This is a genomic window from Bengtsoniella intestinalis (genome assembly GCF_039719005.1).
Classification (GTDB): Bacteria; Bacillota; Clostridia; order Oscillospirales; family Oscillospiraceae; genus Oscillibacter; species Oscillibacter intestinalis.
This window is the reverse complement of sequence record NZ_CP133584.1, coordinates 1,660,067-1,685,010: the sequence shown is the minus strand read 5'-3', so window position 1 is coordinate 1,685,010 and position 24,944 is coordinate 1,660,067. Positions and strand designations below refer to the sequence as shown.

The following is a 24,944-nucleotide window of genomic DNA, read 5'->3' as shown; positions in this document are numbered from 1 at the left end:
ATACCGAGAAACTATGGTATGCAAGCGACTAGATATTCTCTCGGGATTCAATTATACTAACGGTCAGGAGGAACACATATGATCCAAGCAAAGACAGTAAATCAGCAATATTTAACCGACTATGAAGTCCATCTCTACCAAGAAGAACGTAGTCAAAACACCGTACAGAAGTATCTGAGGGATGTCAGAAAATTTTTGGAGTTCTTAGATGATAGGGAACTGATCAAAGCAGAGGTGCTTGTCTACAAAGAGAACTTGCTGCTAGACTATGCCCCGAGCAGTGTCAATTCCATGTTGGCAGCCATCAATGGTTTTTTAGAGTGGTTGGCATTACCGCTCTGTAAAGTTAAGCCGCTAAAAATTCAACGCACCATCTTTGCTCGCCCTGAAAAGGAGTTAAGTCAAAAGGAGTACGAGCGCCTTGTGCAAACGGCAGAGCAACAGCAAAACAGAAAACTATCCTTACTGATACAAGCTATTTGTGCCACAGGAATTCGCGTGTCTGAGTTGCAATATATCACAGTGTCTGCACTCCATGCGGGTCGTGCCACTGTACGTTGCAAGGGGAAAAATCGAATCGTCTTCTTACCGAAAGAACTCTGTAAAACATTAAAATCATATTGTAAAGAGATGGGCATATGTCAGGGGGCGGTGTTTGTGACCAAATCGGGAAATCCGCTAGATCGCTCAAATATCTGGAAAATGATGAAGCAATTATGTGCTGATGCCAAGGTTGCCCACAGCAAGGTATTTCCCCATAATCTACGGCACCTATTTGCACGCACCTATTATAAAATAGAAAAAGATATCAGCCGATTGGCCGACATCTTAGGGCATAGCAGCATCAACACAACCCGTATTTACACCATGGAAACAGGCACGAAGCATATGCAACAGCTAGAGCGTATGAAGCTACTTTACGGAAATTTATAAAACCACATAACCTTTATTATGTGGTAAAAAATTTGCAATTTATAACTGTCTATTGGCTCACTATAACAGCTTTCATTGAAAAACACAAGTCTTATTCGTATTTAGTTCATTATATATTATTAAGGGCAACACAAATAGACCGATTCTTGTTTAATCAAAAATCGGTCTGGTAAATTTGTGTATTTTTAGTTATAAGTACAGTTTCTATTCGATTCGATAGTGATTTTTCGGTATAGCTAATACGCCGAGTTACCACATAATAAAGGTTATGTGGTAACTCGAAAGGTGGGGCCACGATGCTTACATACAAACAAGTTCTGAACGAATTTGAAGCATATTTAGCTGAAGATGATATGTGCCAAGTGCAATCAAGCGATGATGGCTATATTGTCATGCTCATCGAAGATGTAGCTGCAGGCCCATTTGAATCTATACTGTGTCAGACACCTGAAAAACTGCGAGAAGTTTTACTAGAGTATCAACAAAATCTCACAGCATACGAAATTTCTATTAAGGATACCCCGTTTTAATTAGCCCGTTTGAAAGTGGGCGATTGTCCAACTACTTCGACTTGACATTTCTTCACGAACCCAAACTATCCTTGCATACAATCAGTTTGCTCCCCCAAACTTTTATAACGTAGCAAAAATGCGTCTCACTGTGAGACGCATTTTTTATTATCCCTAGAATTTTTCCTTCTAACCTGTTAAAAATAGAGACACCCATAAAAGGAGTCCTGTAAATAAAAGTCAAGCCCTAAAATGAAAAAATCTCACAAAAATTGTGAGATGACAAAGCAGGCATAACAAAACAGGCCAGAGAAAGAAGGTGTAATCACTGACCTGAAAAACTATGAAATTAGCGTCACTTAGCCCTCGCTGGCGGTCTCCAGAGCCAGCATACACTCCTTGACCCGAGCGTAATAAATCCGCAGGAACTTGTTCTGTGCGGCCGTCATGTAGACGTAGTAGGGCTTGCCCTCGGCACGTTTCTTGTCTATGAACTGGTACACCGCCTCGTCCTCAGGCTTCTTCTTGACGTAGGTAGACACCACCTGAAACAGCGTTTTGCGCAGGTGGGGCGAGCCACGTTTGGTGGTCTTTCCGCCTTGAGAGGTCTGCTTGCCTGACTGGTTGACCGACGGATCCACCCCTGCAAACGCCACAATGGAGCTGCGGTGGGCGAAGCGACGCACATCCCCAATCTCCGCCATCAGCTGTACGCCAGTGGCCTCGCCTACGCCGTACATCGCCATGACGGTGTCGTACTCGGGCAACTCTTTAGCCATGCGGTTCATCTCGATTTTCATCTCAGAGAGGGTTTCTTTGGAGGCTATGAGTTGCTTGGCCGCCGTCACAACCAACAATTTTGCGTAGTCGTTTTTGGGCAGAGTGACAATCATTTTCTGGGTTTTTGCGTAAATTTCAGCCGCCTTTTTGGGTTGAAAATGGTACCCCTTTCGCTTGCACCATTTTTGATAGCGGTCTGTGAAGGACTTTTCGCTGACGGTTGCAATGCAGTGACAGTGCCAAAATGTAGCCAAAAAATCAATCCACTTGACATGACCATCCTTGCGCTCAGGACTAGAAAACAGCTCGTTGACGCCTGGAAAGGTCTTATCCGAGAGAGAAATTAGGTTGTTTTGCAATGAAACAATGGTTTTCATGTACAAATTGTACTGCCGTGTGCAGAGCTTTAATTGTTGTCGTATGGTTTCCATAGGTGTATGTTCTCGCAAATCCACCCAATTGTCAAGCCCGTATTTTGCGATTTTTAGGGCATCGGCTTTGTCGGTTTTAACCTTGCGGATGGAGCCACCACCGCTCTGCTTGATGAGTAGTGGGTTGAGAATGCTGACGTAGATACCGTGCTGGCTCAGTGTCTGGGCGACTGGTTCGTGGTAACGACCAGTGGCCTCCATGATGACACGGGTGTCCGCACCCAACGCAAGAATTTCCTGCGCCAGTACGTCGATGCTGTGGCTGTCGTGCTGGTAAGTACGAGGTGGGAGCGCCACCTCACCCATAGGCCGCAGGGCGGCTACCACGCTGAATTCTTTGGAAATATCGATTCCGACTGCGTTCATATTGTTTCCTCCATGTATTTTGATTAGGCATTCCGCTTTCTTCGCTGCTTGTTCAATCTCCTGAGTGACACGAACGCACCAGTCTTGGTGGCACAACCTGCGCAAATCGAATGCTGCGAACGAGAGAGGCGGCTGGCGGACTCCTTTGCGGGCGTGTAAGCCCTCGGAAAACAGAGCCAGACCTGTTCTCTCCCATTCTAACAGCTTAGGCAACAAAAAGACAAAAGACACGGCTGGCAGCCGTGCCTTAAACCTTAATTTATATTGTAGGAGGAAATCCCCATGACAACTTACAATCTTGAAGTCTTAAATCAATACAAAATTCATCTCCACGAGGAGGAACGCAGTCAGAATACCATCCAAAAATATCTCCGTGACCTTCGAACATTCCTTGTGTTCACCCATGGGCAGGAGCTAAGCAAGCTGGTGGTGCTGGCCTTTAAGGAGTATATTATCGCTGCCTATGCCCCTGCTAGTGTCAATTCCATGTTGGCGGCGATCAATGGTTTTTTGGAGTGGCTGGGCTTTCCGCAATACAAGGTAAAGCAACTAAAAATCCAGAGGGAAATCTTTTCAAAGCCTGAGAAGGAATTGAGCCAGCGAGAATATGAACGGCTGATCCAAGCGGCAGAGAAGAAAAAGAATCGCAAGCTGGCACTCCTAATCCAGACCATCTGCGCCACAGGAATCCGTGTGTCGGAGCTACGTCATATCACCGTATCTGCCCTACGGACTGGACTGTTCTGGGTTTGTAGATTGGGTGTTTTATAACGTCTCAGACGGCGAATATATCATAGGCCACGGTGGTGGCGTTATCATGCAGCACACCTACTGCACCGCCACCACATGGGAAGAAGCCATCTCCGGCGACTTGGTGTTCTACGCTGATGATAGCCGTGTTGGAATCTTCGCAGGGTGGGATGAAGATGGGGATGCCATCATTATTCATTGCTCCATGGGGTATAACAATGTGGTGATTACGGGGCAGGAAGATTTTGCAGATATAGCGATCCCTAACTATTTCTAATATCTATCTGTATTTTTACATGAATACGAAACTAGCAGACACGAGGGGCCTCGTGTCTGCTGGTTTTTATGCTTTGTGTTTGATTAGTGTATCGACAATCTCGTAAATTTTAGACCTATCATCGGGCGATAGCTGTGCTAATTTTTCTGATAATAACGATTCTTTTACGATATATCCCGTGTTTAAGACATCGGCAAGTAGCATATCCGCAGAGACATCAAGGGCGTTTGCTAACTTAATAAAAGTTGCTAATGCAGGAACCTTGTCACCACGTTCGACCACGCCGATATAGTTAGGACTTAGACCCGTTTTTTCAGCTAAGTCCTCTTGGCGCATAGATTTTGCCAAGCGATAATGCCGAATGTTTTTCCCGATGGTTTCAAACTCCATTTTAGCACCTCCTATTGGTGTAAGACTATCACTAATAGTATAGATGATAAAACTAGAGCTATACACAATCCAATAGAAACACACCTTGACTATTAGTGTTGATTTTTGGATATTTTTGTGGTACGATGTGAAGGTAATAATTTTGCACAAAAACGATTTGTGCCGATGTTCCACGGTAAAATTGAACTAGCCCCAGATGTATTCACATCCAAGGCTAGTTGTGTGCTCATATTGTCACTTTTTTACATTAGGCCTCGTCGGGCAAATAGGCAATCACATCTTCAAGGTTGCAATCTAGAATTGCACACAAGGCATCTAGCGTGTTGGTGGATACTGATTCCGATGCCTTTAACCGACGTATGGTGGAGCTACTGATATTCCCTTTTACTTGTAATGTGTACGTTGTTGCATTTTTTAGCTCCATTGTTCGCCAAAGCGGCTCATACGAAATCATTCTATACACCTCCATCGCCCATTGACATATCTCTATTATTGCCTATAATTAAGCTAAAGCGTTATAGGCAATATTGCTTATATAGATAAGAATTAGAAATCATCAAAAACGGAGGATTGACCATGAAAAGGAAAAAAGGCTTGCAGTTATTTGTAGCTATGTTTATGATATTGTGCTGTTCGGTTGGGTGTGAGAGCACCGCCGATTATGTTGAAACACCTAGCCCATCTGTGTCTCAAGGGGTAGAACAGATTATCTTACTCGAAACCCCTACACCTTCTTTAGAGACCCCTGCTGAACTGCCCTTAGAAACCGCTACTGAGCCGACTATAGACAGTATCACAAATACCTACACGGAGACTTCAACAACCCTCATATCGGAGGATTCCACCTTTGAAATTATCTTCTTGGACGTTGGACAAGCTGATGCCGCTCTCGTCTCCTGCGATGGGGAGTATATGCTGATAGATGGTGGCAATGTGGCCGACTCAAATTTAATCTATTCCGTCCTCGACAAGCGTGGTATTACCGAGTTGTCCATCGTAGTTGGGACGCACGCCCACGAGGACCACATCGGCGGTTTGAGCGGCGCACTGAACTACGCAACTGCTGATACTATACTCTGCCCAGTGACCACCTATGACAGCAACGCCTTTGAGAATTTCGCCTATTATGCCGACCTCAATGGCGGTATCACTGTACCCAGCGTAGGCGACGAATACACATTGGGCAGTGCTGACATTGACATTCTCGCAGTCAACAGTGATACCGATGCCAACAACACATCTATCGTGCTTAAAATCACCTATGGTGAGACCTCTTTTCTCTTTACGGGGGATGCAGAATATGAGGCTGAACAGGTGTTATTGAACAGTGGAACAGACCTATCTTCCACCGTTCTAAAGGTAGGTCACCACGGCAGTGACACATCTACTAGCTACCTCTTTTTGAGGGAAATCATGCCCCAGTACGCTGTTATTTCCTGTGGCGAGGGTAACTCCTACGGGCACCCCACAGATGCCGTATTGAGCCGTCTGAGGGATGCTGACGTCACCCTGTATCGCACGGATTTACAAGGTGACATTATCTGCACCTCCGATGGGCAGACCGTGACAGTTACCACCGATAAAATCATCAGCGACAATGAACTGCTTACCGCTCCAACAAGTAATACCTCCACTGTAACAGGCACTATTACAGATACCACCGACGACGATTCTGATTCCGAATTTTATTATGTGCTGAACACCAGTAGCCACAAATTCCATTACCCAGATTGTTATAGCGTATCCCAAATGTCCGCTAAGAATTATGCCACCTCCACGGAGGACAGAGAGGTTTTAATCGAAAATGGCTACTCTCCATGCGGAAATTGTTGCCCATGATGTAGCTCCACTTAGAACAGGTACTACTCTTATGCTATAATCTGAACTATACACCATACATAGGAGAGCCTACATGAAAATTATATCGTGGAACGTCAACGGCCTTCGTGCCTGCATGAAAAAGGGCTTTGTTGAAAAAATTCAAGAGTTGGATGCCGATGTGTATTGCATCCAAGAAATCAAATCTACTCGCAAGCAGGCCAAGCTAGAGATTTCGGGCTATGAGGCCTACTGGAATAGTTCACGCAGACGGGGTTACTCTGGGGTGCTGGTGCTATCACGAGTACCCCCCATCTCTGTCCGTGAAGGTTTAGGATTAGAGCAATTTGATATTGAGGGGCGAATTTTAACCCTTGAATTTGAGGATTTTTATCTCATCAATGTCTACCAACCCATGTCCAAGGGTCGGCTCAGTCGTGACAACTATCGGAGCGATTGGGACGATGCTTTTTTCAAATATCTAAAGGCATTGAATAAGCCCATGATAATCTGTGGTGACTTCAATGTTGCCCATACCTACATTGACATTTACCCCGAAAATCTTCGCAATGAAAAAAATCCAGTGGGCTTTCAACCCATAGAGCGTGCCAAATTTGAACGGCTATTGCATTGGGGCTTGGTGGATGTATACCGCCTACAAAACCCAGAAACCCGTGGCTATACTTGGTGGTCATACCGTCTGTTCAAGCGCCGTGAAGATCGGGGCTGGCGATTGGACTATTTTCTGGTGTCCCAACGATTGCTCCCCACGGTGTTAGACACAGAAATCCTCTCCCATATCCACGGCTCAGACCATTGCCCTATATCATTGGAAGTAACCACCTCCATTTCACGGCAAATGACATGGACGGCAACCCTGCTATCTCGCCTTTGGGATGGCATTGACTGGCCTAGCTATGAACGTATTCTTTTTGAAAAGCAACAGGCCGTAGCACGAGCGGTGCGAGAGCGCAATCGCTCACAGATAGACCAGATGCAAGATGAAATCATTAACCTTCCAGAAGCCCGTGCCCTCGCAGTGCGACACGTTTCAGAAACAGAATCGGAGGTCGGCACAGATGGGGTGCGTTGGGAGACAAGCAGCCAAAAGATGCAAGCGACCTTTGACTTGAAGGTGGAGGGCTACGTCTGCCAGCCATTACGCTGTGTGGTGATTTTTGATGGAAAAAAAGACCGTAGAATTAACATCCCCACCTATCGAGACAGAGCTATGCAGACCCTCGTGCGGTATGCCCTAGAGCCAGTGGCCGAGACCACGGCTGACCGCAAATCCTTTGGCTTTCGAAAAGGGCGCAGTGGGTTTGATGTAGACCATTATATTCGTCGCACCTTAGAGGGGAGCAAGGTGCCCTTGTGGGTGCTCCGTGCAGATGTAAAAAGCTATTACGATACCATCTCTCACCGTTGGATTTTACGGAACTTGCCATTGAAAGCCCCATTAAAAGCGTATCTCAATGCAGGGATAATCCTCAATGGCGAGCTGTTCCCAGCGGAAGAAGTGGGCATTAGCCAAGGCTCTGGCATCTCACCTGTTATCGGGAACATGGTGCTTGATGGGTTGCAGTCCTATATCCAACGCAGGCTCTATGGCGGTGCCCCTGTGGAAAACTATGCCTATGGCGACCTCATTCGCTTTGCCGATGATATTTTAGTCTTTGCCAAGAGCGAGGCACAGGCCAAAGAAATCAAGTCCATCGTAGCCGATTTTCTATCTGTCCGTGGACTGAAACTCTCCGAGGAGAAAAGCTCCATTCGCTCCATCCAACAGGGTTTTGCATTTTTAGGACGGTACTATCACCTTCGTAATGGCAAGGTGATTGCAGAGCCATCCAAAGACAATTTACGGCGCTTTGAAGAAAAGCTGATGCACTACATTGAGCGACACACTGGAAGTGTGGAGGAGTTGATTATAGGTCTCAACAAAATGATTGTGGGCTACACCTCTTATCACCGCATGACCGATGCCCACGATGCCTTTCGTCATTTGGATGTGGTGATACAAGCACTGCTCATTCAAAAGGTCAGAGCCTTGTTTCCACGACAATACTGGACCAAGTTGGAGAAGAAGTTTTGGTACAAAATCAGCAAGGATGAATACATTTTTTCTGCCGAGGACAAACGGCATTTACAGGTTATTCGTTGCGTAGACACCGTGCCCATTCGATACCTTCCAGTGAAAACCAACTACAATCACTTCCTCGATACCGAGTACAAAAAATCCTTGGATTACCGCCGTGCAGTCAACAACAAAGGCGGCAAATATAAGCGACTATGGAAGTCCCAAGATGGCAAATGCTATCTCTGTGGCAAGGCCATGCTCCCAAGCCATCAGCTGACTGTCATAGACACGGAACCTTTGGGTAAATTCTCCGCTTACATCCATATCAAATGCTCTGAGCATACGGTGGAGTATCGTGATGCCAGTCATGTGAGAGGGCTAGATGTGTCCGCTCTGCTAGAGCAATTAAACGACTATCAGCCAGAAGAAAACACCACCTTCCCAACCCACGACTATGGGGCATTGCGAGAACATTTTCGCAAAGAACATCGGCAAGGCTTTATGATGACCTTTCAAGAGATAGGCCGCCTATTGGGGCAACAGCTAGGGTATTTGGAGAGTACACAAAGCAACTTCTGGTACGATACCGCCCCCAACTGCATCTCCCACACATGGACAGATAATGGCTATGCCATTCGGAAATTGGTACTCTCACAGGAGCAAGTGTACTTCCTAAAGGCAAACCATAGCCTCACGGCATTTTCTGTGCCAACGGTATTCTGGGACAAGAAAATCCCCAAAAACGCACAGGATGAAATCGAGGCATTTTTGGGGTATATCCAGAAGAAATATAAGATTTAGATGCTTATTTTTTGTCTATCCGCTTCACTAGCCACCGCAACTAGGTGCCTGTATTCCTTGTTAGATACCGTCAATCCCTCTTGTGGCAAAAGAGCGCAGGCACCGAATAAGGGCAAGGGAAATTGAGCGGCTAAGATAGCGATAAATTGGGAATTACAAGGTCTTTTGCTTAGAGGGTGTCGTGCCATAGTTTGCAATAATAACGGGTTTGTGTTCCAGGCAATAGCAGTCACAGAACGAATATTTCGCTCCACCGATTTCCAGTTGGTATGATATTGCTTTGCAATATCTGGATAGAGCCACTTTGTAATATACTGCATACGCTCAGGTTGGTTAACTGCCAAATACACGCCGAAAGAGGTATGAAAAAAGCCAACATAGTTGGCAGTAATCCCCAGCTCATAAAGCGTATCATATATTCTGGGGTAAATAAATGGTACATCATGCATCATTATCACCCAGTCCTTGGAGAGTGACGATAACGCCGATTCCGCTACATATCTTCTCTACGGTGTCTATCTTTAAATTGGTACTTCCGTGTTCCACATCTCGAATACTTCTATCCGAAATGCCGCATTTTTCTGCTGCCTGCTCTTGTGTCCATCCTTTATCTTTCCGTGTTTGCCGAAGTATGACTGCTAAAGCTTCTTTTAGCATAGTGTTTTCTCCTTTTTATAAGAAGTATAAAGGAAAACACATATATTTTACAGGAACTACACTTCCGCTTTCGACATTTATTTCATTGTACGCTCATAATTATATATATTCGCACTAAAAATGCACACCATTTCACGCCCTTTTGCACCACTTATTGGTTGGCAAAGCGTTGGGTACGACTTTTAACTGTCTTTCAAGTAATCCTGTAGTAATACTTGCATCAGCATATCTCGATCTACACGTTGGATAATCTGGCGAGCGTGATTGTAGTTGGTGATGTAAGTTGGATCGCCAGTTAGGATATATCCTGCGAGTTGGGTGATAGGGCTATACCCTTTTTCTAGGAGAGACTGGTACACGTTCTGTAATATAGCTCGGATTTCACCGATATTCTCCTGCGTATAGTTCAATTTCTGTATATATTCAGACAAGATGACCCCTCCTCACTTCCATACTTATCTTTTATTATAACACAGTGAGCTATAAAATTACAACACACGAAAGAGGTGCCCATCCAACGGATAGGCACCTCTTTCGTATATATCATAAGTTTTCCTACGAAGACTTGTCCATTTACCCACAAGGGAGTGTCAGTGTGACCGTAGTACCCTCTCCCTCTTGAGACTCGATTGTTAGTCCGAACCCCATGCCATAATCCGTCACCACTCGTTTTTGGATGTTAGCTAAGGCAATTTGCTTTAGGCCATCTGGGTTGTGAGACGTAGGGGTAACAGCATTGATGGTGTCCTGCAGGGATTTTAATTTATCCACTGGCATACCATGGCCGTCATCGGTGATGGTAAAGCAAAGGGTGTTATGGACTTTCTCCCCCCACAGAGTCAGGTGACATCCTGTTTGATTGGCAAAGCCATGGACAATGGCATTTTCTAAAATGGGCTGGAGTAACATACGAGGCATACTTACCTCTTCGATGTCGCAATCAACATCGAAATCTGCTGTAAATCTGTCTGGGTAACGAATTTGCATCATGGTGGCGTATCGTTCAAGGATGATGACTTCGCTCAAGCAGGAAATGGACTCGTCACCATCGTAGGCATAGCGGAGAAGATGGGCGAGACCGTCACTGAGTTTGGCAACTTTTTCGGTTTCACCTTGTCGGTTTAAGCCACGGATGACTGCCAAGGTATTGACGGTGAAGTGGGCGTTGATTTGCTTTTTCAAAGAGGCCACAATGGCAGTTTGCCGTTCTAGTTCTGTGGCATGGACGGTGCGCTCTAGCTGGAAGGCCGCCTGGGTCCGTTCCTCTAGCTGGCCGATGAGGTGGTTGAATTGGGCGACCAACTGGTCAAATTCCAGTTGTCCCGTCATATCCAAAAGAAGGCGAGAGGGGTCTTGCTCCACCTCTTTGGCGTTATACATGAGGCGTAACATAGGGGTAAATACCAAACGATTGAGCAGGCGATAGCTACCGCCCATCAGCAGTAGAAGCAGTGCGGTGATGACCAAACCAATCAAAACAAAATACTCGAAAATCTGGTCATTGAGTCCGCCATCGTCCCAAACCAACACAGAAAACGGGGAGGAACCGATGGAGGTGAGGGAGTAGGTGTTGGCTGTTTCTATCACCTCAGCGGTGGTGTAAACCCCCGTTTCACCACTGAGTAAAGCACCATCGGCCACAAGGTCTACAGACAATAATCCAGATGTATCGTAACTTGCAAAAATATTTTGAAGGCGTGTGGTTTCCATGAGAAACACTACATAGCCCACACAGTGCCCCTGATCCACCACTTCTATGGTATAGCTCAGATAGGTGTCTCCCTCTAAGGTGACAATGCCGTGTTGCATCAGAGTTTGAGAGGGCACCAAGTAACTCATCCGTGTTGCGGCTGTGTTGCCCAAATCACCACGGAGACGACAAAAATTCCCTTGGGTGTCGTAGAGCACAATGTCGTCCACCAATCCATTGGTCTGATAGACGGAGTCAGCCAAGGCCACTACTTGGTCACGGAGGGCGTAATAGACCAGTGGGTCCTCCTCTGCCAACAGCTCCGTCACCGTTTGACTGGTGGAGAGCACCATAGCAGTGTGCTCCAGATATAAAAAAGTGGTGTAAACCAAATCACTGACACGTCCTGAAACTTGGGTGACTAGATTTTCAGCACTCTCTTCTATGGCGTTGTTGGCACGGGTGTAGAAGCTGACCCAGCAGAGCAAAATGGACACAAGCAGTAGCCCCAGCACAAGGTTGATTTTCAATTTTAGGGATAGTCCTCTGCCTTTCACTGTCTCAACCTCCTTCTGTCAGTTACTCTGTTTGCAAGGTAGCCCAAAATGCCAAAACTTCATCTTCCATGGCTAAAACGGTTTCTTTGTCGTTGTCCCAGAACTCTATTTCATCCAGTTCCATCTCAGATTGACTGGTGACATCAGTGCGAACGGACCATGTGCCATCGGTTTGATAGGCCTCCAATCCTTCGCCAGTGCCATCGGTTTCACCTAGGAGCCAGCGGATAAAGAGCTTTGCCGTAGCGGTGCTGTCGGAGCCACCTGCAATGGAAATGCTGTTGGCGGAATAGACACCATCGCAAGGGGCCACCCCATAGGCAGGGGTGACATCAAGCCCAATGGAGGAACGGCGGATTTTGCTGGAAATCATAAAGGCCATGCCGTCGTTTGTAGGCACGTCACCACCGATGATTTCCACCAATTCATTGGAACTGGTGGTAAACTGTAGCCCATTGGCCACTAGCATCTCCCAGAAAATTTCACCAGCACAGCTACCCTCTGGAATATCCAAGGGTTCACCAAAGTATGCCTCATACAGTTCCGCCATCTCATCACTGCGCTCAATAACGGCATGGACAGTGGCATAGGCAGGGTGGGAGCGGAGAGGGCTATTCATATAAATTTTCCCCTCCCACTCTGGCTCAGTCAATGCCCACCAATTATCAATGGGGCAACTGTCGTAGACGGTGGGATTGTAGAAAAGCTGTTCTGCCTCTATGACAAAATTCAGCAGGACATCATTACATTGGGGGAGGATATAGGGCTCAATGTCAACGGGTACATATTTGTTCACCATTTTAATGGCGGCCAGCTCTGTGGATTGCTGTCCGTTGTCATCGGAGCAAATGACAATATCACAAAACCAATCCTCATTGTCGTAGGCCTCTTGCAAGGTCACAAGTAAATCTTGGGCACGGGTATCGTAAATTTCCACAGTAAGACCGGGATATTCCGCCTGAAAGGACTCCACCACATCATAGATACGAGTGGTGATGCTGTACACCACCAAGGTGTCCTCCTGCAAGGCGGCTTCATACAATTCCGCTATGGTTTCTGTACCTGAAAAATCCGTTTCCTCATACCATGCGTTGAGATATTCCTCCTGTGGGGAGAGGGTGGCTGTGGTGGAACAGCCAGTCAAGCAGGCGCAGGCCAATATCAGTGCCATCATACGCTTCATGGGGTTTCCTCGCTTTCTGTATAGAACAGTTGTCCCTGTGCTACCAAATCATCCACGGAATAGGTAGCTAGGGCATCTAAATAGGCTTGCCAGGCTTCGTCGCTATCAATGTCCCATTCCCCTGTGACAAAGGCAATCATAGCTTCCTCTACAAAGGCATCCAACTCTTGGACTGTATCGGTGGATAGCTGTAAGTAAGGCAATGACTCCTCTGGGGCGTAATACTCATAGGTGCGATAGGCACGGGCATCCAAATAGGCGCTTTGGTTCACCTGATAGCCCTTCCATGCCACCATATCGGCATAGGTTTCGCTGGCGATGTAGGGGCCAATGACGTGGGCGCTGTCTGTATCGCTGGTGGTACCCACCGATTGGGTTACCGTAATGACTGCCTTATCACCGCTGACGGTGATATCCTCTGGGGCGGCCTCCGTCCAATCCTCGTCTGGGACACCGTAATGACCACGGAGATAGCCCTCCTCACTGCACATCAAATCCATCAGGGCAAACACCTCATCTTGGTACTGAGAGGTGGACAGCACAACGCCACCTACACTGGGCAGTGGCGTAGATACCAGAGCCACTGGGGTGTTGTATCCGCTGTCCAAGGGCGAAACCGCCAGATAGCGGCTGAGCAGGGCAGGGGAATTTTCTGAGAGCACACTGGCGATAGAGTCGGTGGTAAAGCAACCCACCAGATTGTCGGGGTCATTGCAGATAGCAAGAAAGGCATCTTGGGAATAGTTGAACACCGCATCGGGTATCAGCCCTTGGGCAAAAAGCCGATTACAGTACTGTAATCCCGCCCTCCAGTTATCACTGGAGGGCGCAAAGAGAACTTCACTACCTTCCAGATATAAAAAGTGATTTTGGTTATCACAGGTGATGAAGGAATTCATCAAAAAGTATAGGGGAAAGAAGTAGCTCTGATCACTGGTGCCCATGATAGGTGCCATGGTTCCATCATAGTCCGCAAAGGCGGCCAGCATCTGGGCAAAGTCCTCGGTGGTGGAGGGGAGCTGTAGCCCCACATCCTCCAATAAATCCACGTTGACCCACATGGTTTGGGCGGATTTGGACACAGAGGAGGCATCTAAGGCAGGCATATAATAGATGTGACCATCGGTATGGGTGATTTCCTGCCTTAAATCGTAATCATCAAAGGTATTCAGGGTTTCTGCCAGATAGACACTTTCTTGGTCAATCCAAGTATCTATCGCCACAATACCCCCTGTGGCGATATAGGCGCTTAGCTCCGTTTGAGTTGGTGCTGTACTTTTGGTGAAAAATATCCCATCATAGGCCGTATTGGGGTCAGCTAAAATTTGCTTGATATAGCTGTCGGTGTAGTTGGATTGCAAAAAAGAAAATTCCACCGTCATGCCGATTTGTTCACTGAGCCAAGCTACATAGGTGCTATCATTGATATCAAAAATATCCTCTTGGTAGGGGATGGCGATGGTTAAGACCTCTTGGGGCGTGGTGTCCTCTATGCCCCATGTGAAAATTAGGGCGATGCCAAAGACCAGTATGCCAAGACTCATGAAAATCCAACGGAAAAAATAATTCATGCGCCACCGCCTGTTTCCTTGTAGTTCCTAGGTGACACGCCACAATATTCCTTAAACACCCGATTGAAATACCGATAATCGTTGTAACCACACTGGCTGGCAATGGCTTTCAATGGCTGTTGCCCCTTTTCAATTTCATGCTTGGCCGCCGTCATCCGCAGGTCGGTAACATAGTGGGTCAGGGTGGTGTCACAGTGTTTGGAAAAGAGGGTGCAGATATAGTTTGGGCTGAGGGCAAATTGTTTGCCCAGAGATTCCAAGGTATGCTTTAGGTGGTAATTTTCTTGTAAATAGGCAAGCAAATCACCAAAGGCTGGGTTGTAGTTATTGAGAGAAGCGCCACCCTTAGAAGCCTCAGACAAGATTTTGTACAGCTTGTCCAAGATAAGCTGTACCTCTTGGGGGTCGAAGGGCTTGAGTAGATAGTCGTAGCCACCCTCTAAGAAAAAGCGGCGTGAGTTTTCAAAGGAACCGTAGGCGCTGACCATCAAGAAATAGGGGGTGATGCCCTGCTCTTTTAGCTTTTGCATCAGCTCAATGCCGTCGAAGGGTTCCATTTTCAAGTCAGAGACCACCAAATCGGGCTGTAATTGGGCAATTTCATCCATAGCAATGGTGGGAGAATGGCTACTGCCAACAACTTCAAAGCCATTGTCTAGCCAAGAGATGTTACGGCGCAATTCTTCCAAAATAACCCTGTCATCATCTAACAAATACACACGATACATGAAAACACTCCCCTCCCGTGATGGCAACACTATACTAGGCTATCATACTAAACCAGCAGTGGGCTGTATAGGTAGTATACTATGAAAAATGTGGATAATCTACTGATAATGAGATAAATCTAAGATTTTACATGAAATCATTGAGCTAAGTTCTACTATTTATCTGTGGATAGTCCACCTATAGCAGTAGGTAATCCCTACCAATTTTTTCGAGTATCTCTTATACTGTGGGTATGCTTGCACGACTATGCAAATAAATTTCAGAACCCACAGGAGGAGAAAAAATGAAAAGACGAATATTAGCACTGTTTGTAACCCTAGCCATGGTGCTCACCATGCTGCCCACGGTAGCGTTGGCGGCGGATGACACATGGGATGGCTCTGGTACAGTGGACGACCCATACCAGATTGCAGACCAAGCAGGCTTGGAAGCGTTGGCATCTGTGGCATCCATGGTCTCCCAATCTGGATATTATTATTTCAAGCTGACGGACGATATTACCCTGTCAGAGGAATGGGCACCCATTGCCAACATCAGTGACAAATCCATCTATTTGGACGGCAATGGGAAAACCATTTCTAACTTAATCATTACAGATACCTCCATTGGTAGCAACACCTATGCTGGGCTGTTCACCAGTGTGAAGGGTACCATCAAGGATTTGACCCTCTCCAATGTGAGCATTACCTTGACAGGTACTGAAGTGCAATATGCTGGTGCGTTGGCTGGTTATGTGGCGGTGGGGAGCACTGTTTCTGGTGTCACCGTGTCCAGCGGCGCCATTTCTGCCCCTGGTTATGTGGGTGGCATTATGGGCTACGCACAATATTATACCGATTTGTCCAACGGAACTACCCTGATGAATCTGGAAAACAATGCCAGCGTCAACAATACAGGGATGAGCTCTGATCGGTATGTAGGCGGTATCTGTGGGTATGGTGGGTATTATATGTCCTACTGCACCAACAATGGGGCGATTACCATGAATCTGTCTTTGGACAGCGTAAAAAGCAATTACACTGGTGGTCTGGCGGGTGCCTTTGGGAATATCATGGAAAACTGCGCCAACACGGGGACTGTGACCTTGGCACTGACTGGCACAGATAATGAAGAATACAGTATTGCATACACCTATATGGGTGGCCTTATGGGTAGTGGTACCACTGTGGCAAACAGCTATAACACTGGGAAGGTTTCCGTTTCCACACCTGTGGAAGCAACCTTTACTTTGGAAACTGATCCCTATATGGCAGGGCTTGCTGGTCGTGCCAGCAATGTTTACAACAGCTACAATGCAGGGGAAGTGGTTATGGCTACAAATGAAACCCCTGTCGCTCTTGTGGACACCCAAAGTAGTGGCGGAATGATTCAAAACTGCTATTGGAATGATGCAGATATGTCGCCTAGCGGTGACAGTAGCCCTAATTTAAGCGACTGTGGCACCTTTGATTCTAGTGGTAATTTAACAGAATATGGTTCTAGCTCCCTATTGGCTGACACTTTGGTTGACGCTTTGAACGCTTGGTCTATGGACGGCTACAACCCTGCCACATGGATTGGCAACGCTGCCAGCCCAAGCTTTGCGGCGCTGATTGATGTTTCTGGTACCATCTCTGATTCTTCTGGCAAATTGGAAGGTGCATTGGTGCAACTGGGTACAGAAGCTGCCTATACGGATGAAGACGGCGCATACACCTTCACCAGCGTAGCACCTGGTAGCTACACCTTGTCTGTCACGGCAGACAACAAGCTAACCGTGGCCATTCCCCTGTCTGTGGGGAGCACGGCCATCACCGATGCCAACATTAAAATGTTGACACCTACCGCTTTTTCCAATAAAACCATCACCACCGCCGATGAATTGGCCTATGTGTCCTACATGCAAGGCATGTCTGGCGATACCTACTATAACCAAACCTTGACCTTAGGCGCAGACATTGACCTGGATGGGTATTATTGGACCCCTATTCCCAATACCTTTAAAGGTAACTTTGACGGTGCGGGGCACACCATTAAAAACCTGACTGTGCTATCCAATGATGAAGAAGCTGGCTTATTTGCGGCAGTGGGCTATGGATATGATAGCACTTCTTATATCAAAGATTTAACTTTAGAAAATGTCAATGTCACAGGGGATTCCTATGTAGGCGCATTGGCAGGTCGTGTTTATTTTGGCACCAATGTGTCCAATGTGACGGTGATAAACGGTACTGTGGAAGCCACCGCAACCTCTTATGCGTATGTAGGCGGTTTGGTAGGCTATGGCGCAGGCACTTACACCAATATTGCCAACGGCACCTCTGAAAGCAATAGCGTCACCGTGAAAACAGGTGGCGCTCGGGCTGGCGGTTTGATTGGCTATTTAAACAGCAGTGGTAGCTCTGTCAACGGTGCTGTGAACTACGGCACTGTGGATGCCGCCTCTTATGCAGGTGGCATTGTGGGGTATACCCAATATGCCGCCATCACCAAAGCTTATAACAATGGTATTGTGGATAGCTTGGGCGCCGCAGGTGGCATCACCGCTGAAAATAGTGACGGCACCATCACCAACAGCGCTAACTATGCCACGGTAAACGGCAGTAACTATGTAGGGGGCATTGTGGGGAATAACTCCTCCAACTCTTCTGTTTTGAAAAACACCTTTAATGAAGGAACCATCTCTGTCATCGATGGTGGCAAAGCCAACATTGGCGGTTTGGTGGGGCAAACCTCTGGGGCGATTTACAATAGCTATAACCTTGGCACTGTAACAGGCTCTAGCACTTCTACCACAGGTGGTCTTGTGGGATATATGAGCAGCGGCAGTGTGCTGATGAACGGTTATAACATGGGTACCGTTGCAACTGGTAGCTACGTTGGCTCGTTGATTGGTGAATTCCGTGGTGCCACCGCCATGGCCTACGGCTTGGAAGACACCACCTTAATTGGTGAAGATCAATATGGTACTGGCGATTCCTCTGGCTGTACCACCTTTAGCACCACAGGCTATGTTATGACTGGCACAACCACTGCCTTGCATGACCAATTGAATGAATTCGTCTATGGAGGCACTGTGTCTGATTTGCAACTGTGGGTGTATGGTGCTACTGGTTACCCTGCTGTGTTCGCACCAGTTGTGGAACTGAGCGGTACGGTTAGCGACGACAGTGGAGACGTAGTGGCAGATGCAACCGTGACTCTCTATACTTCTGAATTGCAAGTTGTGGGCACCACCACCACCGATGGCGATGGCGCTTATGCTTTTGCAGATTTGTCCACTGGCACCTACTTGGTGGATGTCACCGCAGATGACTATTTAACCAGCCGTCACCTGGTGACCATCACCACAGATACCCAAGAAACCATCAAAATCATTGAACTGGTGGCCATTGGCAGTGATAAAGAAATTGATTCCATTGGGGAATTGGCTTATCTGTCCGCCAACGGTGGCACAGGGGCTTATACACTGGGCGATTCTTTGGATTTGACTGGCTATTATTGGAATCCCATTGGCTGGAGTGTTGATTCTGATTATCCAACTGCCTTCAAAGGAAGCTTGGATGGCAACGGAAACACCATTTCTGGCTTGACCATCAACACTGTGGACAGCTATCAAGGTTTGTTCGCTGTGTTGCAAAATGGTGATACCGACGGCATCACCGATTTGACCCTCACTGGCGCATCTATCCAAGGCAATGAACGTGTGGGTATTTTGGCAGGGCATGTGGCCTCTGTCAACCTCTCCAACGTGGACGTGGCTGGCACCGTGACTGGCGATTCCTATGCAGGCGGCGGCTTCGGCTCTGCTGGTTGGGCAAATGGCTCGGGGAATCCTTATACCGATGGCTCTTTCCTTGTGGATGACTTCACCTTTGATGGCACTGTCACCTCCCAAAACAATGCAGGTGGTTTGGCAGGCACCTATGCCATGATTGATTATGGCGAAGGTGCAACCTACTCTTTGACCAACAGCACCACCAAAGGCACCATCACCTCTGAAGATTACAGCGCTGGTGGTTTCTTTGGCTACATTGGCTCTGCTCTCAATGTGGATACTGTTGTGAACTACGCCACCGTCACTGGCGCAAACGCTGGTGGTTTTGCAGGCCAACAAGCAGGTAACAATGATGGTTACGTGGTGGAGAATATCACCAACCATGGCACCATCACCGCCGATAGCGACAACAGTGGCAACTTTGCAGGTGGCATCATCGGCTATGCAAATACTGGCGATTATTATCACCTGGTAAATCTGGGGGATGTGACCAGCGTTGTAGCAACGTATGGCGCATCTGCAGGTGGTCTGATGGGCTTCTCTGACCCAGATACCGATACCATTTACAACAGCTATAACATTGGCAATGTTACCTCCACAAGCGGTACTGCCTATGGCATTACCTCTGGCAACGCAGAAAACTGCTATAACTATGGCACTGTGATTGGGGAGACTTCCTATCAAACTATTGGCGGGAACAGCTCTGACACCAACTATTATTACAGCAATTCTACATGGTACAATGGAACTACGGATGTTGCCATCTCAGGCACCATGGTGGATACGCTGAACGCATGGGTCAACACCAAAAAGGCAAACCATAGCGTGGAATTGGTAAACTGGACCGCTGGCGATGACTATCCTGTCTATGCCGCCGCTGTTACCATTACCTTTGATGACAATGGCGCAACCGATGGTGATGTGCCAGAGAGCCCCACTGGGCTGTATGTAGGCGGCACCTACACTGTGCCTGAAAACACAGGGGATTTGGAAAAAACCGATTGCAACTTCGTGGGCTGGACCACGGCGCAAGACGATTACACCACTTTGGTGGAAACCTTGTCTTTGACCGATGTTTCCCACACCTTGTACGCTTACTGGGCCAAGGGCATCGACTCTGCCACTGTGTCTGTTACAGACACCTACACCTACACAGGCGAAGAATTGACCGTGAATTACACCATTATGGACGGTCAAACAAAGCTGGTTGCAGGCACGGACTACAACGTTACCCAATTGGATACCATCAAAGATGCTGGGGATTACACCATTACCATCGAAGGCATCAATGCCTATTCTGGCACCTCCACCAAGGATTTGGTGACCGTGGCACAAGCCACGCTGACCATTGATGACACTGCCTATCCTGTTGTCACCAAGGTTTACGACGACACCACCGACGCCCCCAGCAGCTTTACTACCACCATCGCCACCACTACGACTGGCATCACCGTGGATGTAAGCGGAATTTCTGACTATACCAGCGACAATGCTGGCACCTATGATTTGACCTTGACCCTGGGTGAGTTGATTGGCACTGGCACAGACAACTATACGTTGGACGATGACACCCATACCATTGAAAATGGTGCCACCATCACACCTTTTGAAATCACTGGATTTACCGATGGCACCTTGACTTATTCTAAAACCTATGACGGCACCAACACCATGACGGCAGGCTCTGGCGCCATTGGTTTGGTTGGGGCTGGCAATGCCCAGGCACCCGGCAATGTGTCTATGTCCATTCTCTCGGCTGTCTATACCGATGTCAATGTAGGCACAGGCAAAACGGTGACCTTGACATTGGGCTCTTTGAGCAACACCACCAACTATACCTTGGCAGATGAGCTGTCCTCTACCTATAACTTTACCGCAGGTGTCATCACCCGTGCGACTTACGCTGTTACCGTGCCTGAAGATCCTCAGGTAAAGATGGGCAGTGATGCCGATGACATTGCAGATTTGATTTCCAGCGACGCCGTGGGCGTCAATGGTGAAACCGTCGATGGTAGCCTGACATTCTACTCTGATTCTGACCGTGAAACTGAGTTGGTTGATGCGGATGTGGAAGATTTGGAAGTGGGCGCAATCTTGATTGTGTACTACACCTTCACCCCATCTTCTGGCAACGACAACTATGTCACGGATGAAACAGAAGGCTCCTTCACTGTTACCATCGTAGAAGGCGACCCACAAGAGCTGTCTTGGAGCACCCAAGGCACCTTGGAAGCCACCTATGGCGACACAGAGTTGGGCTACACCCTGTCCTCTGATGCAGAGGGATTGACTACCATCACCTATGCAAGCTCTAATACCTCTGTTGTTACCGTAGACGATGAGACTGGCGCATTGGATGTGAAAGGCGTAGGCTCCGCTACCATTACCGCCAGCGCTTCCGCTGTGGATGGGCTCTATGCCGCAGGCTACTCCACCTATCAAGTGGTGATTTCTGCTCTGGCTATCGATGTGACCATTGATAACAAAGACAAAAATTTTGGGGACGCAAACCCCACCTTGACCTTTACTGTGGAAGATACGCTGGCTTATGACGATGAGGACGATGATTTGGATATCGAACTGGCCACCGTAGCAACCGAAACTTCTTCCGTTGGTGAATATGCCATCACTGGTGGTAGCACCAACACCAATTACAACATTTCCTTCACCGAAGGTAAGTTGACCATTGACCAAGCCGATGCGCCCACTCTGAATGATATTTTTGAAAGCGTGTATTATGAAACTGGCGATACTGTGACCATCACCATTGATGATATTCCTGCCGATGCTGGTGACTACACCATCACCTTGGTAGAAACTGCCGATGAAAGGAGTATTATCACAGCCATCAATGGCACCACCATCACTGTAGCTTCTGGTGCTGTGGATGCCACTGCCACTGTTACCGCTACTGTGGAAATGGATAACTATGACGATGCAACCGCAGTTGTCACCATCACCTTGGTGGACAAAATGCTGGTTGATATCTCTGGCATCACCGTGGCAGACAAGGTCTATGATGGCACAGCCGCCTCCTATTCTGGTACAGCCGTTGGCGACAATGGCTACACTGGCACATTTGAGTACAGCTGGAGCAGTAGCAGTGCAGATGTTGGCACCTATACCCTAACTGTTTCTATCCCAGAAAGCACGGAATCCTATATGGGTAGCGCAACCTACACCATGGACATCACAGCCGCCCCATTGACCATCAAGCCAGCAGATCAATCCGTCTACAAAGGCTATGATTTGCCCACCTCCTTCACTTTGGAATACAGCGGTTTGGTCACTGGCGATACCATCACCATGGATGGCGAAGCTGTCTATACCTTGACCGATAGCGAAGGTGCTGAATTGGCAGATAGCTCTACCAATGGCACATACAACATTGTGCTCTCTGGCGTGACGTTCTCCAACAGCAATTACACCATCACCATCGCTGACGGTACGTTGACCATCTCCACCAAGTCTAGCAGCAGTTCCTCTAGTTCTTCTAGTTCTTCTAGTTCTTCTAGCACCACGACTACCACGACTACCAGTTCTGACACCACCACCAATTCCGATGGTAGCGTGACTGCTAGTGCAACTACTTCCACAGCTACCTCTGGCACCACCGTCACCGCAACCGTCACCGACAGCAACATGGAAACCGCCATTGAAAACGCTGTGGATGCCAATGAAGGAGACGGCGTGTATGTGGAAATCGAAGTGACCACCAAGTCCACTACCGATACCGTGGCCGCTGTGATTTCCAGCGATGCTGCCCAAGCTCTGGTAGACTCTGATGTGGATGCTCTGGTTGTTACTTCTGACATTGGTACTCTGGAAATTCCTGTGGATGCTCTGGAAGAAATTCTCAGCCAAGCTTCTGGGTCTGACTTGACCATTACCGTGTCCTATGTGGACAACAGTGATTTGAACACCGTTCAATCCGCTGTGATTGGGGATGCAACTGTGGTTGACTTGACTGTCACCTCTGATGGTTCCGTCATTTCTTCCTTCGGTGGCTACGAAGTTACCGTGACCCTGCCTTATACTTTGCAAGATGGCGAAAGCGCCGAAAATATTGTGGTTTGGTACATTGATGATTTGGGTAACATCACCCCAATGGAAACCGTGTATGATGAAGACACCCAAACTGTTACCTTCGTCACCGCTCACTTCTCTGTCTATGCAATCGTTCATGATACCAACAACTTTACCGACGTGGACGCGAATGCATACTATTACAACGCAGTCATGTGGGCTGTTGAAAATGGCATCACCTCTGGTTATAGCGACGATACCTTCCGTCCCACTGACTCCTGCACCCGTGCCCAAGCTGTGACCTTCTTGTGGCGTGCCGCTGGTGAACCAGAAGCCACCATGGACAATCCCTTCACCGATTTGGATGAGACAGCGTATTATTATCAAGCTGTTTTGTGGGCGGTTGAAAACGGCATCACCACTGGCTATGAAGACGGTACCTTCCGTCCCAACACCACTTGCAACCGTGGTGCCATTGTCACCTTTATGTATCGCTTAGCTGGTGAACCAGAAGTGACAGGTTCTGCCCTGTCTGACGTGGTTGAAGGCGCATACTACTACAATGCAGTGCTGTGGGCCATTGACCAAGGGATCACCACCGGTTACACCGATGGCACATTCCAACCCAACACCACCTGCACCCGTGGACAAATCGTCACCTTCCTGTATCGTTACTTAGCCGAATAAAACGCAAAAGAACGGGGCACAGCCGTGCCCCGTTCTGATTATAAGGAGGAAATAAGTTTGAAAAAATTACTGGCTTTTAGCCTAGCCCTTGTTATGCTCTGCACACTGACTGCCTGTGGTGGCAGCGACACAGCACAAACCACCGAAACTGACCAAACTCCAGCAGAAGCCACCACCCAAGAAGACGTGACAGTCGAACCCCAAGAGGAGACAACGACTGAGCCTGAGACAATCATTGACTCACTGTTGGCACCCACTTATTCGTCCCCCTATGTAGTCCCTGGCTATTTTTTAGGCTATGACTATGAGGGCAATCTGGTGGATGATATACTCACCTTCCAGGAGACAGGGGACACCATCACCATCACCGTAGATGGCCGATATCAGACCGACCCCATTCCCATGGATGAATTCTATTGGTACTACATGGGAACTGAGGAAGAGGCAAAGGTCATTGCACAGCTTGGCTATTTGGACGTGACCGATTTGGAGACCAATGAAACCTACTCGATGTACTTAGATCATCGTGCCAATTGGGATGATTTGGAGACTGACCAATATTGCATCATTGCAATCTATGGTGAGAAGGTGGATTACTTCACCCCCACCATCTTCGCCTGTAACCTCTACCATGGGGAACCCTCTGCCACTGCCGTTGAGCTTCGTGACCAGTATGCCAATACCACTTGGGTGGATGAGGATGGCAACATCTTGGAAATCACGGATCATGAGCTGATTATAAATGGCACAGTGGGCTATTTCACCTTCCACGGCTTAGTGCGAGCTTATATGGTCGCCTACGGGAAAGATGACGCTGGGGAGCTGTATCAAGTGGGTTTTAGTTATAATGAATATGCCAACACCGCTGGTGGTTCTATCTATTATCGGTCTATTGATGCAGATAGGGTCATATACTCTGTGAGCTTCGTCCAGCAGTGAAGCATATGTCATA

18 protein-coding genes are annotated in these 24,944 nt (G+C 47.6%); 8 read left to right on the top strand and 10 right to left on the bottom strand.

Annotation, left to right across the window (positions count from 1 at the left end; genetic code table 11):
• Positions 1-78 precede the first annotated feature (78 nt).
• Positions 79-933: a tyrosine-type recombinase/integrase gene (locus tag RFF05_RS08155; RefSeq protein WP_409969862.1), complete on the top strand. Its 855-nt coding sequence runs from the start codon at positions 79-81 to the stop codon at positions 931-933.
• Positions 934-1,229: 296 nt separating this feature from the next.
• Positions 1,230-1,463: a hypothetical protein gene (locus RFF05_RS08150; RefSeq protein ID WP_409969861.1), complete on the top strand. Its 234-nt coding sequence runs from the start codon at positions 1,230-1,232 to the stop codon at positions 1,461-1,463.
• A gap of 338 nt (positions 1,464-1,801) precedes the next feature.
• On the opposite strand, the gene RFF05_RS08145 is transcribed toward RFF05_RS08150, so the two are convergent.
• Positions 1,802-3,019 (bottom strand): IS110 family transposase, encoded by a 1,218-nt coding sequence (locus RFF05_RS08145; protein ID WP_409967781.1) that lies wholly within the window; start codon positions 3,017-3,019, stop codon positions 1,802-1,804.
• A 282-nt stretch (positions 3,020-3,301) separates the two neighbouring features.
• Here RFF05_RS08145 and RFF05_RS08140 point away from each other — a divergent pair, with 282 nt between their 5' ends.
• Together RFF05_RS08140 and RFF05_RS08135 are read left to right on the top strand one after the other, a co-directional pair.
• A complete protein-coding gene (locus tag RFF05_RS08140; protein WP_409969860.1) occupies positions 3,302-3,790 on the top strand; it encodes a tyrosine-type recombinase/integrase in 489 nt (162 codons plus the stop codon).
• Positions 3,711-4,046, top strand: coding sequence for an NlpC/P60 family protein (locus RFF05_RS08135; RefSeq protein ID WP_409969859.1), 336 nt, complete (start codon positions 3,711-3,713; stop codon positions 4,044-4,046). The genes RFF05_RS08140 and RFF05_RS08135 overlap by 80 nt, the downstream gene beginning before the upstream one ends.
• Before the next feature lie 66 nt (positions 4,047-4,112).
• On the opposite strand, the gene RFF05_RS08130 is transcribed toward RFF05_RS08135, so the two are convergent.
• Entirely contained in the window at positions 4,113-4,436 is a 324-nt protein-coding gene (locus RFF05_RS08130) for a helix-turn-helix domain-containing protein (RefSeq protein WP_409969858.1), read from the bottom strand.
• A gap of 247 nt (positions 4,437-4,683) precedes the next feature.
• Positions 4,684-4,890 (bottom strand): helix-turn-helix domain-containing protein, encoded by a 207-nt coding sequence (locus tag RFF05_RS08125; protein WP_409969857.1) that lies wholly within the window; start codon positions 4,888-4,890, stop codon positions 4,684-4,686.
• 122 nt (positions 4,891-5,012) lie between these two features.
• Between RFF05_RS08125 and RFF05_RS08120 the strand changes: the two genes are divergently transcribed.
• Positions 5,013-6,275 carry a ComEC/Rec2 family competence protein gene (locus RFF05_RS08120; RefSeq protein WP_409969856.1) on the top strand — a complete coding sequence of 421 codons (1,263 nt, stop codon included), beginning with the start codon at positions 5,013-5,015 and terminating at the stop codon, positions 6,273-6,275.
• Positions 6,276-6,348: 73 nt separating this feature from the next.
• Positions 6,349-9,135, top strand: coding sequence for an exodeoxyribonuclease III (locus RFF05_RS08115; protein WP_409969855.1), 2,787 nt, complete (start codon positions 6,349-6,351; stop codon positions 9,133-9,135).
• Here the strand turns inward: RFF05_RS08115 and RFF05_RS08110 are convergent.
• The 7 genes from RFF05_RS08110 to RFF05_RS08080 all read right to left on the bottom strand — a co-directional run bounded on the left by RFF05_RS08110 (position 9,132) and on the right by RFF05_RS08080 (position 15,521).
• A complete protein-coding gene (locus RFF05_RS08110) occupies positions 9,132-9,587 on the bottom strand; it encodes a sporulation initiation factor Spo0A C-terminal domain-containing protein (RefSeq protein WP_409969854.1) in 456 nt (151 codons plus the stop codon). The genes RFF05_RS08115 and RFF05_RS08110 overlap by 4 nt on opposite strands.
• Entirely contained in the window at positions 9,577-9,792 is a 216-nt protein-coding gene (locus RFF05_RS08105) for a helix-turn-helix domain-containing protein (RefSeq protein WP_409969853.1), read from the bottom strand. The genes RFF05_RS08110 and RFF05_RS08105 overlap by 11 nt, the downstream gene beginning before the upstream one ends.
• Positions 9,793-9,974: 182 nt before the next feature.
• Positions 9,975-10,223, bottom strand: a complete 249-nt coding sequence (locus tag RFF05_RS08100; RefSeq protein ID WP_409969852.1) for an IreB family regulatory phosphoprotein — start codon at positions 10,221-10,223, stop codon at positions 9,975-9,977.
• Between the two features lie 142 nt (positions 10,224-10,365).
• Positions 10,366-12,039, bottom strand: coding sequence for a sensor histidine kinase (locus tag RFF05_RS08095; RefSeq protein WP_409969851.1), 1,674 nt, complete (start codon positions 12,037-12,039; stop codon positions 10,366-10,368).
• Between the two features lie 22 nt (positions 12,040-12,061).
• Positions 12,062-13,222, bottom strand: a complete 1,161-nt coding sequence (locus RFF05_RS08090; RefSeq protein WP_409969850.1) for an ABC transporter substrate-binding protein — start codon at positions 13,220-13,222, stop codon at positions 12,062-12,064.
• The gene (locus RFF05_RS08085) at positions 13,219-14,793 is read right to left on the bottom strand and encodes a hypothetical protein (protein WP_409969849.1); all 1,575 of its coding nucleotides are present in this window, start codon (positions 14,791-14,793) and stop codon (positions 13,219-13,221) included. The genes RFF05_RS08090 and RFF05_RS08085 overlap by 4 nt, the downstream gene beginning before the upstream one ends.
• Positions 14,790-15,521 (bottom strand): helix-turn-helix domain-containing protein, encoded by a 732-nt coding sequence (locus tag RFF05_RS08080; RefSeq protein ID WP_409969848.1) that lies wholly within the window; start codon positions 15,519-15,521, stop codon positions 14,790-14,792. The genes RFF05_RS08085 and RFF05_RS08080 overlap by 4 nt, the downstream gene beginning before the upstream one ends.
• Before the next feature lie 284 nt (positions 15,522-15,805).
• Here RFF05_RS08080 and RFF05_RS08075 point away from each other — a divergent pair, with 284 nt between their 5' ends.
• Together RFF05_RS08075 and RFF05_RS08070 are read left to right on the top strand one after the other, a co-directional pair.
• Entirely contained in the window at positions 15,806-23,992 is an 8,187-nt protein-coding gene (locus RFF05_RS08075; protein WP_409969847.1) for an S-layer homology domain-containing protein, read from the top strand.
• 57 nt (positions 23,993-24,049) lie between these two features.
• The gene (locus RFF05_RS08070; RefSeq protein WP_409969846.1) at positions 24,050-24,931 is read left to right on the top strand and encodes a lipoprotein; all 882 of its coding nucleotides are present in this window, start codon (positions 24,050-24,052) and stop codon (positions 24,929-24,931) included.
• Positions 24,932-24,944: the final 13 nt, after the last annotated feature.